Annotated in this window: 9 protein-coding genes and 2 pseudogenes; 4 read left to right on the forward strand and 7 right to left on the reverse strand. The window is 70.8% G+C overall.

Annotated elements, in window-relative coordinates:
* Window positions 1-115: 115 nt before the first annotated feature.
* Window positions 116-1,567, reverse strand: coding sequence for an amidase (locus OG584_RS13780; RefSeq protein WP_405778117.1), 1,452 nt, complete (start codon window positions 1,565-1,567; stop codon window positions 116-118).
* Window positions 1,568-2,003: 436 nt separating this feature from the next.
* Here OG584_RS13780 and OG584_RS13785 point away from each other — a divergent pair, with 436 nt between their 5' ends.
* Window positions 2,004-2,246, forward strand: a complete 243-nt coding sequence (locus OG584_RS13785) for a hypothetical protein (RefSeq protein ID WP_405778118.1) — start codon at window positions 2,004-2,006, stop codon at window positions 2,244-2,246.
* A 210-nt stretch (window positions 2,247-2,456) separates the two neighbouring features.
* Here OG584_RS13785 and OG584_RS13790 read toward each other — a convergent pair.
* Window positions 2,457-3,642, reverse strand: a pseudogene (locus OG584_RS13790) (Cmx/CmrA family chloramphenicol efflux MFS transporter).
* 616 nt (window positions 3,643-4,258) lie between these two features.
* Between OG584_RS13790 and OG584_RS13795 the strand changes: the two are divergent.
* Together OG584_RS13795 and OG584_RS13800 are read left to right on the forward strand one after the other, a co-directional pair.
* A complete protein-coding gene (locus OG584_RS13795) occupies window positions 4,259-4,969 on the forward strand; it encodes a DUF4232 domain-containing protein (protein ID WP_405778119.1) in 711 nt (236 codons plus the stop codon).
* A gap of 22 nt (window positions 4,970-4,991) precedes the next feature.
* Window positions 4,992-5,126, forward strand: a pseudogene (locus tag OG584_RS13800) (SDR family oxidoreductase); the annotation flags it as partial.
* Window positions 5,127-5,283: 157 nt separating this feature from the next.
* Here the strand turns inward: OG584_RS13800 and OG584_RS13805 are convergent.
* The gene (locus OG584_RS13805; RefSeq protein ID WP_405784048.1) at window positions 5,284-6,591 is read right to left on the reverse strand and encodes a geranylgeranyl reductase family protein; all 1,308 of its coding nucleotides are present in this window, start codon (window positions 6,589-6,591) and stop codon (window positions 5,284-5,286) included.
* A 46-nt stretch (window positions 6,592-6,637) separates the two neighbouring features.
* Between OG584_RS13805 and OG584_RS13810 the strand changes: the two genes are divergently transcribed.
* On the forward strand, window positions 6,638-7,198 hold the full coding sequence (locus tag OG584_RS13810) for a GNAT family N-acetyltransferase (RefSeq protein ID WP_405778120.1): 561 nt from the start codon (window positions 6,638-6,640) through the stop codon (window positions 7,196-7,198).
* Window positions 7,199-7,346: 148 nt separating this feature from the next.
* Here the strand turns inward: OG584_RS13810 and OG584_RS13815 are convergent, their stop codons facing one another.
* The 4 genes from OG584_RS13815 to OG584_RS13830 form a co-directional block, all read right to left on the reverse strand.
* A complete protein-coding gene (locus OG584_RS13815) occupies window positions 7,347-8,045 on the reverse strand; it encodes a demethylmenaquinone methyltransferase (RefSeq protein WP_405778121.1) in 699 nt (232 codons plus the stop codon).
* A gap of 398 nt (window positions 8,046-8,443) precedes the next feature.
* Window positions 8,444-8,947, reverse strand: a complete 504-nt coding sequence (locus OG584_RS13820) for an imidazolonepropionase-like domain-containing protein (RefSeq protein WP_405778122.1) — start codon at window positions 8,945-8,947, stop codon at window positions 8,444-8,446.
* Between the two features lie 7 nt (window positions 8,948-8,954).
* Window positions 8,955-10,169 carry a cyclic dehypoxanthinyl futalosine synthase gene (mqnC, locus tag OG584_RS13825; RefSeq protein ID WP_405778123.1) on the reverse strand — a complete coding sequence of 405 codons (1,215 nt, stop codon included), beginning with the start codon at window positions 10,167-10,169 and terminating at the stop codon, window positions 8,955-8,957.
* Window positions 10,170-10,404: 235 nt separating this feature from the next.
* On the reverse strand, window positions 10,405-13,332 hold the full coding sequence (locus OG584_RS13830) for a BTAD domain-containing putative transcriptional regulator (RefSeq protein ID WP_405778124.1): 2,928 nt from the start codon (window positions 13,330-13,332) through the stop codon (window positions 10,405-10,407).
* Window positions 13,333-13,940: the final 608 nt, after the last annotated feature.

Below are 13,940 nucleotides of genomic sequence, written 5' to 3' on the forward strand. Positions count from 1 at the left end.
CCGGGGAGATCCCCTCTCTCTCCTGCGGCGTGCGCGACCGGCCTCGTACGTCATCGTCCGACCGAACGCCGGCGGCCGCCCCGCCCCCTCCTCTACGGATACCCGGCACCACCTGCTACTCCGGTGCCCGGAAACCGCCGATCCGCTGTTCGAGCAGTTCGGCCAGGAGCAGTGTGGTGCGGTCCTCGAACATCGGCCCTATGAGCTGCACTCCCACCGGCAGCCCCTCGGAGGACTGGCCCGCGGGTATCGCGGTGGCGGGCAGACCGGGCATGGTGGCCAGACCGGCCCAGACGAGCTGGTCGAAGTACGGGTACTCGACGCCGTCGATGTCGATCCGGCGTTCCAGCAGATCAGGGTTGTGGTCGTGCGGGAACGCGGGAGTCGGCGTGATCGGACACACCACGGCGTCGAACTCACCGAACAGCTGGCGCCAGCCGTGACGGTGGAGCTCGCGACGGTTGTTCACCCCGATCCAGTCGCGGTGGCTGCACGCCATGCCGCGCAGCCGCGCAGCGTCGAGACTCCGGTCGTGCGCGCTCAGTCCGGCGGCGCGGGTCCGCAGCTGCTCGTACGCCTCGATGGGAAAACGCGCGACGGAGCCCGAAAACAGCAACTGTGTGTAGAGCTCGGCGGCTTCGGCCAGATCGGGCAGCAGCGGACTGTGCCGTTCGACGCGGGCGCCGCCGTCGGCCAGCGCTTCCGCCACCCGGTTCACGCCCGCGCGCACGGCGGACCCGGTCGGGATGAGCGGATGCTCGTCGAGGACCAGGACCCGGAAGTCGCGGAGCCGCTCGTGGCGCGCGGGCGGCAGCGTCACGTGGTGCGCCACGCCGGAAGTCAATGGGTCCGGTCCGGCCATGACGTCGAGCAGGAGCGTGAGGTCGCGGGCCGCGCGCGCCATCGGACCGACGACGGCGAGGTCGAGGTCGACCGGCAGTGCCGGCTCGGACGGCGCGACCATACCGCGGCTCGCGGCCAGCCCGACTGTCGGCTTGTGCGAGTAGACACCGCAGAAATGCGCGGGGGTGCGCAGCGAACCGGCGAGGTCGGATCCGATGGACAGCGCGCCGAACCCGGACGCCAGGGCCGCCGCCGATCCACCGGAGGATCCGCCCGAGGTGCGAGCCTGGTCCCACGGGTTGTTGGTGGTGCCGTAGACGTCGTTGAAGCTCTGGATGTCCTGTAGTCCCATTGGCACATTGGTCTTACCGAGCACCACCGCGCCGGCGGCCTTGAGCCGCGACACCTGTACCGCGTCCTCGGCCGGTACAAAGTCCCGGTACTTCGGTATGCCCCAGGTCGTGGGCATCCCGGCCACGTTGTAGGACTCCTTGACCGTCACCGGAATACCCAGAAGCGGCCGGTCCTCGCCCCGGCCGAATTCCTGGTCGGCATGGAGCGCAGCCTTCCGGGCGCGGTCGAAGTCGGACACACAGATCGCGTTGATCACTCCCTCATCCCGTTCGATCCCAGCGATCGCCGCCTCGGTCAATTCCACCGAGGACACCTCTCCAGCGCGCAGTGCGGCCGCCAGCTCTCCGGCCGTCCGAAAATTCCAATCCATGAATGTGACGCTAACGGGCCGTCAGATAAGCCACATAATTCGGATTCCCGCAACGGAAAGTCCGCGCACACTCGCCCGGGGTCACGGCGTGGTGGCAGTTCACTTTCAGCGCCGCGACGGCGCCGCGGCCGCCCGTTATCGCCGCCAGGACGATCCGGCGCGGCGAGAGCGCCGTCAACAAGGTGCGGCCCGTGACCCAGGTCACAGAGATACCTGCTGACCAGCGTGAACTCTTGCGCCGGGTTCGTAATCGAACGCAGTGGAAGGCCCCGTACCGGTTGCAGGCCACCCGGCACGGGGCACCCGAACGATCAGCACGTCCTTCGACGCGCACGTACGGAAGGCGGACTCGCGTGGTGTGTCCCGCGTCCGCCTCCGACCAGTAGCGGCCGCGCGCCTTACGGCGTACCGGCCGTCGGACGAAAGGGAGCGAAGAATGCGCAAGACCCTCAAGAAGGCCGCAGTTGTCGGTGCCACTGTCCTGGCGTTCTCCGGTATCGCTGCCGGAGGGGCTCAGGCAGCTCAGAGGCAGGGCGCGGACCTCAAGGGGACCGGCACGCTGCAGGACTGCGGGAACTGGGGCCGGGCACTGAAGAGCCACGGGGACATCGTGGACTTCGCCTGCATGGTGGGCTCAGCGCCCAACACGTTCGAGCTGACCCCGTTCTACGCGAGCTGACCCACCGCAGCACCTGTCCGGCCCGCTGCGACACGGGCCCGACCGGCCCGTCCATGCGGCGGGCGGCCGCCACCCCCCGGCGCACCGCCCCCGTGGTCCGGGCATTTCCGGCTTCCCCGGTGGAACACATCCGCCGGGGAAGCCGTCGTTCCACCGCAACCGGCAAGGGGCGCGGCCCATTTCACCGCTTTGGGCCAAAGCGCACCCTCATCACCCGGCGCGGCCCCACGCCCCCCGACGCGCTCGCCCCACCAGCAGGGCTCGCGCCCGCCGCGCCCCGGCGGTGACCAGGGCGAAACCCATCAGAGCAGCGCTCACCCAGACCGGCGCCCGGTAGCCGAATCCGGCATCCAGGGCCAGGCCACCCGCCCAAGCCCCCAGCGTGGCACCCAGGTTGAAGGCAGACGTACAGAACGCCCCCGTGAAGGCGGGGGCTTCAGGTGCCTGGTGCAGGACGCGGGTGATCAGCGCCGTGCCCGTGCCGAAAGCCAGTGCCCCCTGGACCAGGATCAGAGCGAGGGCCGCCGCGGGGCTGCCCGCCGTCAGGGCCAGGGCGCTCCAGCCCAGTGCGAGCGCGGCCATTGCGGATGCGATGAGGACCGTGGGGGTGAGGTCCGCGATCCGGCCCGCGACGGTGACGCCGAGGAACGAGCCGACGCCGAACAGGGCGAGGGCGGCCGGTACCCATGCGGCCCGCAGACCCGTCTCCCGCGTGAGGAGCGGTTCCAGATAGGAGAACGAGCAGAAGGTGGCCCCCTGGACCAGGGCCATCGTGAGCAGAGTGCGCCGGACACGGGACCCGGTCAGGGCACGCAGTTCGGTGCGGGCGGGTACGGGTTCGGCGTCGGGCCGCCCCGCAGGAATGCTCCGGACCACGGCCAGGACCGCCGGTACGGAGACGAGGGCCACCGCCCAGAAGACCGAGCGCCACCCGAACCGCTCCCCCAGCACCGCCCCGGCCGGTACCCCTGCCACGCAGGCGACGGTGACCCCAGCGACCACGACGGCCGTGGCCCGCGCCTTGAGTTGCCCGGGTACCAGGGAGGCCGCGGTCGTCAGGGCCACGGCCCAGAAGCCCGCGTTGGCGACCGCGCCGACGAAACGGGTCGCGAGGAGTACTCCGTACCCCGGGGTGAGCGCCCCGAGGACGTGCACGGCGACGAACACGCAGAGGAAGGAGCAGCAGTGCACGGCGTCGGGGCCAGGTGCGGCTGAAGAGCGCCATGAGGGGCGCCCCGATCACCATCCCGACGGCGAAGGACGAGGTCAGCAGACCAGCCTGGGCGAGGGAGACATTCAGGTCGGTGGCGATGCCCGAAATGAGCCCGGACAGCATGAACTCCGATGTGCCCTGGGCGAAGACCGCGAGCCCGAGGACGTAGACAGCGAATGGCATGGGAGACAAACCCCTTGGGACGGAACCGTCGTGGACAGACAGGCCGGTGTGCGGGGGTGGGGCCGCGTACGCCGTTCGCGCCGGAGGCCCGGCGTACGGTGGCGCGGAGGAATGCCCGGCCGGATCGCCGTGGCATGACTCGGTGAGCGGCGCTTCAGCGCGCAGCCGAGGAGGAAGCGGCCCCTGCCCGCGGTGGACCGGCGGCGACGGAGCCGTGCGAGGAGAGGCCCGTGACCCTGCGGGTCAACCGGTCCCGGTCAGCAGGAACTCGGCCACCGGAGCACCGGTGGCCTCGGTCTGTCGGACTCGGGGCAGGACATGGGCCGACGATATCCGGCCCGGTGCTCGCTGTGCCAGTGGTGACACGGACGACAGCCGGCGCCCGAACGGGCGTTCAGCTGCCCGACGCCGCCCGAGGACCGCACAACGAGCGGAAGCGGGTCCGAACTGTCCCGCTTCCTCCGCCCTCCCGTAACGGCGTATCGACTCCCGTGTCACAGGGGCGTCTTGATCGGACTCCGTCCAGAACAACTCACCCGGCCGCGGCAATCCCACAGAACAACAACGCTCGCCCAGCCGGAGCGAGCCGGCAAGACACCACTCCCCAGGAGCACCGATGCGCGTCAAGAAGATCTCCGCCCTCGCCCTCGTCGTCGCCGCTGCCGGACTCTCCCTGACCGCATGCGGTGGCAGCGACGGATCGAGTGCTTCCGCCAACACCGGCGATTCCAGCGCCGCGAGCAGCTCCAGGAGCGCGGGCAGCACCACCGGTGGCCAGGACCCGGCCTCCGGTTCCTCCTCGTCCAGCGCCTCCACCGGCGGCAGGAGCTCGGCCTCGCATTCCTCCTCGTCCGGCTCCCGTACGACTGGCCAGGCCACCACCAAAACCCAGGCCGCGGCAGCGGGCTCCACGTGCAAGGCCGACAATCTCGCCCTCAGCGCCGCCTCCGCGGGGGTCAAGAACCAGATCGTCGTCAACATGAAGAACACCGGCCCCAGCGCCTGCAGCATGCACGGCTTCCCGGGCGTCCAGCTCATCGGCCCCGACGGCCTCGGCGACACCGGGCCCGACGCCGCCCGCACCGACACCTCCGGCTCCACCGTGACCATCGCGCACGGCGAGGAGACCCGCTTCCTCCTCCACTACATCCCCGACACCAGCGGCTCCGGCAAGACCTACACGAGGCTCGCCGTCACCCCGCCCAACGAGAGGGTCTCGGAGATCGTCGACCTCAACGAGCTCGCCATCACCATCGCCGCCCCCAGCGGCCACGCCCCCGACGTCTACGTCGACCCGATCGGGTACCACACCGGCTCCGGCAAGTGACCTCTGCGCCACCAAGTCACCGTTCGCCGCAGGTGCCCCGCTCGGCCGGACCGGACGCCCGGAGGAGGTCGCCGAAGCGGTGGCGTTCCTCGCCTCCGCGCAGAGCAGCTCCACCCTCGGAGCCAACCTGTACGCCGACGGCGGCGAGACCCGGATCCGGCCCGCGCCCGCGCGCCTTCGTACTCGGCCCGACGGCCCGCGAGTCCGGCCACCCGCTCCGACGCACAGCGAGAACGCCCCCCACCGGAAAGGCGGAGGGCGTTCCGCACGCGGCGGCACAACTACGGGACGTCACACCGTGATCAGCGCAGCCGTCAGGAGTTCGGCGCCACCTTCGACAGCCCGTTGATGATGCGGTCCATCGCGTCCCCGCCCGTCGGGTCGGTCAGGTTGGCCAGCATCTTGAGGGTGAACTTCATCAGCACCGGGTGGGTCAGGCCGCGCTGGGTCGCGAGCTTCATCACCTTCGGGTTGCCGATCAGCTTCACGAACGCGCGGCCCAGCGTGTAGTAGCCGCCGTAGGTGTCCTTGAGGATCTTCGGGTAGTTGTGCAGGGCCATCTCGCGCTGCGCGGGCGTCGCACGCGCCGCCGCCTGGACGATCACGTCGGCAGCGATCTGGCCGGACTCCATGGCGTACGCGATGCCCTCGCCGTTGAACGGGTTGACCATGCCGCCCGCGTCACCGACGAGCAGCAGGCCCTTGGTGTAGTGCGGCTGGCGGTTGAAGGCCATCGGCAGGGCGGCGCCGCGGATCGGCATCGTCATGTTGTCGGGGACGTACCCCCAGTCCTCCGGCATCGAAGCGCACCACGCCTTCAGCACCTCGCGCCAGTCCAGCTCCTTGAAGGCCGCCGAGGAGTCGAGGATGCCGAGGCCGACGTTGGAGGTCCCGTCACCCATGCCGAAGATCCAGCCGTAGCCGGGGAGCAGCCGGTCCTGGGGGCCGCGGCGGTCCCACAGTTCCAGCCAGGACTCCAGATAGTCGTCGTCGTGACGCGGCGAGGTGAAGTACGTACGGACCGCGATCCCCATCGGCCGGTCGTCGCGGCGGTGCAGGCCCATGCCGATGGACAGCCGGGTGGAGTTGCCGTCGGCGGCGACCACCAGCGGGGCGTGGAAGGTGGCGGGGGTCTTCTCCTCGCCCATCTTGGCGTTGACCCCGGTGATCCGTCCGGTGCGCGGGTCGGTGATCGGGGCGCCGACGTTGCAGCGCTCGTACAGCCGGGCGCCCGCCTTCTGTGCCTGGCGGGCCAGCTGCTCGTCGAAGTCGTCACGCTTACGGACCAGGCCGTAGTCCGGGTAGGAGGCGAGGTCCGGCCAGTCGAGCTGGAGGCGCACTCCGCCGCCGATGATCCGCAGGCCCTTGTTCCGCAGCCAGCCCGCTTCCTCGGAGATGTCGATCCCCATGGAGACCAGCTGCTTGGTGGCGCGCGGGGTCAGGCCGTCGCCGCAGACCTTCTCGCGCGGGAACGCGGTCTTTTCGAGAAGCAGGACGTCGAGTCCGGCCTTGGCCAGGTAGTACGCGGTCGTGGAGCCGGCAGGGCCTGCCCCGACGACGATCACATCTGCGCTGTGCTCGGAGAGGGGCTCGGTCACGGCAGGAACTCCGGAAGACTCGATTTCGCGTGCCGAACGGCACTGGACAGGTGCAGTCTATGGGGACCACTTGATCGATCAGCTGAAGGGTTGGAACGAAGTGAACAAGCCCCCACCGGCCGTCCGGCTGCGCGTCCCCACCGAGGAGGACGCATTCGCCTGGCACCGCGTGTTCGACGACCCGGACGTGATGGAGTTCCACGGGGGTGCGTCGAAAGAGATCTCGGTGTACGAGGAGTTGACGGCGCGGCAGCGCAGACACGACGCCGAGCGCGGATTCTGCCTCTGGACGATGCTCGACGAGGACGGCGAGGTGATGGGCTTCACCGGCGCGCAGCCCTGGCCGCAGGAGAACTTCGGACCGGTGGGCCAGATCGAGATCGGCTGGCGGCTCGGACGGAAGTACTGGGGGCGCGGCTATGCGACCGCCGCCGCCCGTACCGGCCTTGAGCGGGTACGCGCGGCCGGTGTCGGTGAGGTGTTCGCGATGGTCGACGCCGGGAACGAGCGGTCGATCGCGGTGACGCGGCGGCTCGGGATGGAGCTGCACGAGACGTTCATGACGCCGGTTGCGAAGCGGAAGGGCTACTGCTTCCGGCTGGACCTGTCCGCCGGGTCCTCCGGAGGCTGAGCGGCCCGGGAGGGGTCTGGCGCACGTACGCACCGGCCGTGCCGCCCACCCCTCCACGGCCCGTCCCGGGGCGGTCGGGAGCTCGCTGCCCCGCCCCGACGCCCGCACCTCACGTGCAGGAAAACACACAGGGAACAAGGGAACAGCGTCAGTCCGTCCGCTTGAAGCCCCGGTGCAGCGCCACGATGCCGCCGGTCAGGTTGCGCCACGCGACGTCCGCCCAGCCGGCCTGCTGGAGGCGGGCGGCGAGCGCGGGCTGGTCGGGCCAGGCGCGGATCGACTCGGCGAGATAGACGTACGCGTCCGGGTTGGACGACACGGCGGTCGCCACCGGCGGCAGCGCCCGCATCAGGTATTCGGTGTAGACCGTGCGGAAGGGAGCCCAGGTGGGCTGCGAGAACTCGCAGATCACGACCCGGCCGCCGGGCTTGGTCACCCGGTACAGCTCTCGCAGCGCGGCGTCCGTCTCCTGGACGTTGCGCAGCCCGAAAGAGATCGTCACGGCGTCGAAGACCCCGTCGCGGAAGGGCAGTTTCGTCGCGTCGCCGGCGGTCAGCGGCAGATACGGATGGCGCTTCTTGCCGACCTGGAGCATGCCGATCGAGAAGTCGCAGGGCACCACGTACGCCCCGGTCTGTGCGAACGGCAGCGAGGACGTCGCGGTACCGGCGGCGAGATCGAGGACCTTCTGCGCGGGGCGGGCGCCGACGGCCTTGGCCACCTCCTTGCGCCACAGCCGCGCCTGCCCGAGGGAGAGCACGTCATTGGTGAGGTCGTAGTTCGCCGCCACGTCGTCGAACATCGAGGCGACTTCGTGCGGCTGCTTGTCCAGGGATGCTCGGGTCACCCGTCCATTGTGTCGTGCGGGCGGACGGGACGGGGGCACAGGGTGGGGTCCGCCGGGCAGAAGGCGTGTCCGGCTCCGGCGCAGAGGCTCAGAAGCCCAGAGTTCGAGCAGAGCGGAGACGTCGGACTCTGACGGCGGGCGGCTGCTCCGTGACCAGCCGCTCGATGCGCGCCGGGTGGGTGACCGCGGAGCTGGGTTCGCGCCGCTCGTGACGCAGCCAGTATTCGTGCATGCTCAGCCCGCCCGGAGGCCCGCACGGCGGGGGCGGGAACATCCGGTCGTGTGACCGGAGGGACAAGGACCTGAACGTGACGGGACAGACGGAGTGCGGTCCCCCTGTACGAAGGCGTCGCCACCCGGAGCAAGGGGCGTACGGCGCCCCACCGGCTCGCGGGCCGTCAGCGCGTCCGGTGCACCATGCGCCCCGCGACACAGGTCACCAGGCAGCGGCCGTCGTCGTCGAACACCGCGAAGTCTGCGCGCCCCGAGACGGTGAGTGGGCGGGGGGCCCGCAGCACGGCGAGGCCCGACCGGTCGACCGCCGTACGGACAGCGGGCCGCGCGAACGGGCCCGCGAGCGACGTCGTACCGGCCGCGAGGAGCCGCTGCAGGCCGCGCCTCGCGCTCGCGCCCCAGCGCACCTCGGTCATACCGAGTGCGGTCAGCGCCTCGCCGGTCAGCGGATCGGATCCGATGTCCTCGCGGGGGTCGGGCCAGTAGGCGGCTTCGAGCAGCGCTGGCGCGTCCGGCTCGTGGCGGCCGGGGCTCAGCGTCCCGTCCCAGGTGCGCTGCCGGGCCCGGTCCCCGTACGCGGCGGCCAGCTCACCGTACGGGCCGAGCGCGGCGACGCGGTCGCCTTCCACGACGACCGCGTCCGCACGTGCACGGTGAAGAGTGAGCAACGCAGGCTCAGTTGGCGTCGAGGAGCTTCAGCTCGGGGTGGGCCGTGCCGCCCTCGATGGCCGTGGACGAGATGTGCGAGGCGACGCGGTCGTCGACCGGGTCGTTCGCCGGGTCGTCGTGCACGACGAGGTGCTCGTACGTCGTAGCGCGCTGCGCGGGAACGCGGCCGGCCTTGCGGATGAGGTCGATGATCTCCATCCGGTTCGACCGGTGCCTGGCACCGGCCGACGACACCACGTTCTCCTCCAGCATGATCGAGCCGAGGTCGTCGGCCCCGTAGTGCAGCGACAGCTGGCCGACCTCCTTGCCGGTCGTCAGCCAGGAGCCCTGGATGTGCGCGACGTTGTCGAGGAAGAGCCGGGCGATGGCGATCATGCGCAGGTACTCGAAGAGCGTGGCCTGCGTGCGGCCCTTCAGGTGGTTGTTCTCGGGCTGGTAGGTGTACGGGATGAAGGCGCGGAAGCCGCCCGTGCGGTCCTGCACGTCACGGATCATGCTCAGGTGCTCGATGCGCTCGGCGTTGGTCTCGCCGGTGCCCATGAGCATGGTCGACGTGGACTCGACACCGAGTCCGTGCGCCGTCTCCATGATCTCCAGCCAGCGCTCACCGGACTCCTTGAGCGGCGCGATGGCCGTACGCGGGCGCGCGGGCAGCAGTTCGGCGCCCGCACCGGCGAAGGAGTCGAGTCCGGCCGCGTGAATGCGCGATACGGCCTCTTCGACCGACACCTTGGAGATCCGTGCCATGTGCTCGACCTCGGAGGCTCCGAGGGAGTGGATGACCAGCTCCGGGTACGCCTTCTTGATGGCCGAGAAGTGCTCCTCGTAGTACTCCACACCGAAGTCGGGGTGGTGCCCGCCCTGGAACATGATCTGCGTGCCACCGAGCTCGATGGTCTCCGCGCAGCGGCGCAGGATGTCGTCGAGGTCGCGGGTCCAGCCCTTCTCGGTGTCCTTCGGGGCCGCGTAGAAGGCGCAGAACTTGCACGCCGTCACGCAGAGGTTCGTGTAGTTGATGTTGCGCTCGATGATGTACGTCGCGATGTGCTCGGTCCCGGCATACCGCCGGCGGCGCACGGCGTCGGCCGCCGCGCCCAGCGCGTGCAGCGGGGCATCGCGGTACAGGACGACCGCTTCCTCGGGAGTGATGCGCCCGCCGGCGGCGGCACGGTCGAGGACGGCTGCGACATTTACAGACGTAAGGTCGGCGTTCTCGGTCACCGGGCGGGTCCTTCCCAAGGGGCTACTGACGACCGAACCAGCCTACGCCAGGGCCCGGCGCGAAATACTGCGCCCCCTTTGTCTGGTTTTTCAGCTGGAGGAACCTTGAGAACGACGGTGGCACACTCAAGCCCGTCCGGCGATTGAGGACCGGGGTCCGGGGCCGAGCCCCGAAAGCCCCGCACCCCTGCACCCCCCCTGCTCCCCGCCCCCGCACACGACGCGGAAGCGCCTGTCACCCCGCGGCCGCAACTCCCCCACGCCACCCCGGAAGCAGCTCGTCCAGCAGCGCCTCGGTCCGCGGCGGCAGCCCCCGCTCCCCGCTCCGTACGGCCAGGTCCGCCGCCAGCTCGCGCAGCCGCGCCTCGTCCCCGGTCGCATGGGTCGCGCGCAGCATCTCGTTCCACAGCCGCTCGTCCGCCGAGGACCCGGAGACCGCGGCCCGCAGAGCGGCGATCGCCTTCTCCGGCTCCTCCTGCTCCAGGTGGTGCGCTGACAGGGCCAGCGCCACGTCGGCCACGAGCAGCGGCAGCTGTGTGTCGATGATCTCGTGGGTCAGCCAGGTGTAGCGCCCCTCCGTACGGTCCGCGAGCAGCGGTCCGCGTACCAGCCCGAGCGCGTCGGTGAGCAGCCGCTCGCGCACGGAGGCGCGGCGCGTGCCCCGGCCCTCGGTCGCCTCGTGGTGGAGCGACCTGAGCACGTCCAGGTCGGAGACGACGGACCGGGCGAGTGTGAGCCGCCCGGTGCTGTCCGTGCGGAGCCTGGCCGAGCCGTCCTCGTCCGTGCCCAGCCACAGCCGCAGCCGCTCGATGAGGGCGTCACACACCTCCGGGGTGACACCGCGCGGCCACATGGCCGAGGCGAGGACCCGCGGGTGGACACCCTCACGGTGCAGCAGCAGCAGTGCGAGTGCTTCGTGGAGCAGGGCGCTGCGTTCGCTGTCCGGGGTGTCGAGGCCGATGATCTCGTACGAACCGACCAGGCGCGCGTACACCGCCGGGCGGCCCTGCTCCGTGATGTCGACGAGGAACGGGCGGGCCGGCTCCGGCCCGTCGCCCTCCGGGTCCGCGTCGGCGAAGAGCCGGACGACCGCTTCGTGCTGCGCCTGCGGCAGCAGCTGTGCGTCGAGTTCCAGACCGAGCAGCGGGGCGAGCAGTGTGCCTTCCCCGGTGATCTCCAAGTCCCAGGTGGCTCCGGGCAGTTGTCCGGCCGAACCGGCGCCGATCAGGCAGCCGATACCCAGCCGTCCCGAGTCGGCGGTCAACTCGGCGAGTGCGGTCGCCTCATCGGCGGTCGGCTCGTCCGCGACAAGCACCAGATGCGGCGCCCAGCGGGTCTGCTGGGCCGGTCCCGTACGCCCGGTGAGGACGGAGTCGTGTCCCGCGGCGCCGAGCGCGCTGCGGCGCTGCCCGATCTCCGCGCCGAGCGTCTCGATGAGCTCGTCCACGGAGCCGAGGTGGCGCAGCCGGGTCGGGGCCAGCGGGCTGAGCTCCGCCCCGAATCCCACGACGGTGACGGTCATCCGGTCCGACCAGCCGTTGGTGGCCAGTTCGGCGGCGACCGACGAGAGGACCGCGGCGCGGTCGTGGTCGGCCCCGGTGAGCGCGACCAGACCGGGCACGGCCTCCAGGTTCAGCAGGAGCCGCGCGTCGTCCCGGGTGCCGAGGCTGACCAGCCCTGGGTACGGGGCCGCCGCGGTCTCCGGGTCGATCCCTTCGTACGTCGCGACGGCCGACCGCTCCAGGCGCCAGAACGTCTGGTCCTGGCCCTGCGCCCACGGCTCGGGCGGAGTTCCCGACGGCTGTGCGAGCTGGAGGTGGAGATCGTCGTCCGTGAGCCAGGCCGCGTACACCACGGGCAGCGGACGGCTCTCCCCACCGAGCGAGGCGGCGAGCCCGCGCAGGGCCAGGTCGAGGAAGCGGACGGCATCGGGGTCGGCTCCGACCAGGAGCGCGTCATGCACATCGGCCTCGTCGCCGGTGGGGACCGGCGGCTCCATGCCCCGCCGTCCGGCCACCGCGGTCATCGCCGACTGCCACAGCGCCATCCGGCGGCGACGGCCCAGCGCACCGAGGATCCCGGCGGCGAGCAGCGGCGCGCCGATGAGCGCGGCGGACAGCCCGAGGCCCGAGCCGGAACTCTGCGAGGGCGCCTCGGCGACCGCACCCGAGCCGGTGCTCGGGGCGTTCGGCAGGCGCTGCTCCGGTACGGAGATCTGCGCCGTCGGGTTGTCCACGCGACTGCCGCCCTGGTGCTGCGCGGGCTGCTCCTGGTGGTGGCCGGACTTGGCGTACTCGTCGATCTGGTGCCGCACCTGCTCGGAGACCTTCGGCGCCTGGTCCGGCATCTCGACGACCTCGCCCCCGTGGGCGTCGGCGGGCATCTCCATGATCCAGCCGGGCCGGATCAGGCTCGCCTCGGACAGCTTCGTGCCGTCCGGCTGCATCCGGTCCTTGTTGAGCTGGTAGATCTCCTTGTACCGGCGGCCGTCTCCGAGGTGGCGCTGGGCGATCTCCCACAGCGAGTCGTGGTGCCGGCCCTCGGGCGGGTTGATCCGGTAGAACTTCGTCGCACCCTCGGACCCGGTCTTCGCGTGTGCCTGCTCGGCCTGCGCCTGTGCGTCCGCCTGTGAGGCCACGGCCGCCTGCGCCTGCGCGATGGATCCGACGCCCGGGGCCTGCTGCGCGGCGGCGACCGTCGGCTTGTGCGTCGACTCCAGCGACTGCCCGAACTGGGCGATCCCCGGCGCGAAGCTCGCCGCGGTCGCACTGACCAGGAGCAGCGCGGCGATGAGCTGCCTGGCCAGCATCTGGCTCGGCCCCGCACCGGGAATGTGCGAGGGCATCCCGACGCCGGAGACCGCGGCCTTTATCTCGACGAGCACACACGCGGCGAACTGCGCCCAGGCGAGCCAGACGACACAGACCAGGATGTTCACGAACGTGTCGACGGTGATCTGCTGCTGCACCATGTCGAAGGACGGCATGCCGTGCGGCAGCGGCCAGCCCTGTGTGGACAGGGCGAGCGGAACAGCGAGCAGCAGCCCCGCGAGCGCGAGAAACGCGAAGAACGCCTTGGCGAAGTCACCCACGGTCCGTTGGCGGGGCAGAGGCTGAGGTGTCCGATTGGTCGGGCCCGTCGAACCGGGTGTATTGCGCGCCATGGCGGGTGTCCTGTGGGGAGGGAGCGGGTTCGGGATCGGAAGTTCGGGGGGTGAGCTGAGCCTACCGAGATGGTACGGACGGTTTCGAATGACAGACAGGGGCAGACGCACACAACGCGCCCGATATGACGGGGGTGTTGAAGGTTGCCCTAATTGAGCACCAGGGAACAGCGGGTCGGGGGACGGAGGGTTTACGGGAATGGCGGTACCCGGAACACTGCCGCGCCGACGACGGATACGTCCGCCCCACCCGGAGCACCTCTTCCGCGACGGCCACACCGCAGGGACACATGGCCCGCAGGGGGGAACCACCTCCACGGGGAAACGGCCCGCCCCGAGACCGGCAGCCGAAATCACCCTCGCTCCAGTCCCCCTGCACCCGGCGCCGGTGCCGTCGGCGCCGTACCGATCCCGCATCCGCTGCTCAGCCCGGCATTGGTGCCGCGATTTACACGCAGTCCGGTGCGAGTGCCGACGGTGTCGTACGAGTCCAGGCCACTAACGTGGCAGACCGATGAATTCGGGTTCTTCCGGTCGTTCGCCCCGGTCAACCGGAGCGAATGACCGGACCGCGTGACCGGACCGCGCGACCGATGAGGATTCATCGT

The sequence above is a fragment of the Streptomyces sp. NBC_00859 genome (genome assembly GCF_045161865.1).
In the GTDB taxonomy this organism is placed as follows: Bacteria; Actinomycetota; Actinomycetes; order Streptomycetales; family Streptomycetaceae; genus Streptomyces.

Excerpts from the sequence above, each read along its gene's own strand:
- OG584_RS13780 (WP_405778117.1), bottom strand. The coding sequence starts at position 1,567 with ATGGATTGGAATTTTCGGACGGCCGGAGAGCTGGCGGCCGCACTGCGC.
- OG584_RS13785 (WP_405778118.1), top strand. The coding sequence starts at position 2,004 with ATGCGCAAGACCCTCAAGAAGGCCGCAGTTGTCGGTGCCACTGTCCTG.
- OG584_RS13795 (WP_405778119.1), top strand. The coding sequence starts at position 4,259 with ATGCGCGTCAAGAAGATCTCCGCCCTCGCCCTCGTCGTCGCCGCTGCC.
- OG584_RS13830 (WP_405778124.1), bottom strand. The coding sequence starts at position 13,332 with ATGGCGCGCAATACACCCGGTTCGACGGGCCCGACCAATCGGACACCT.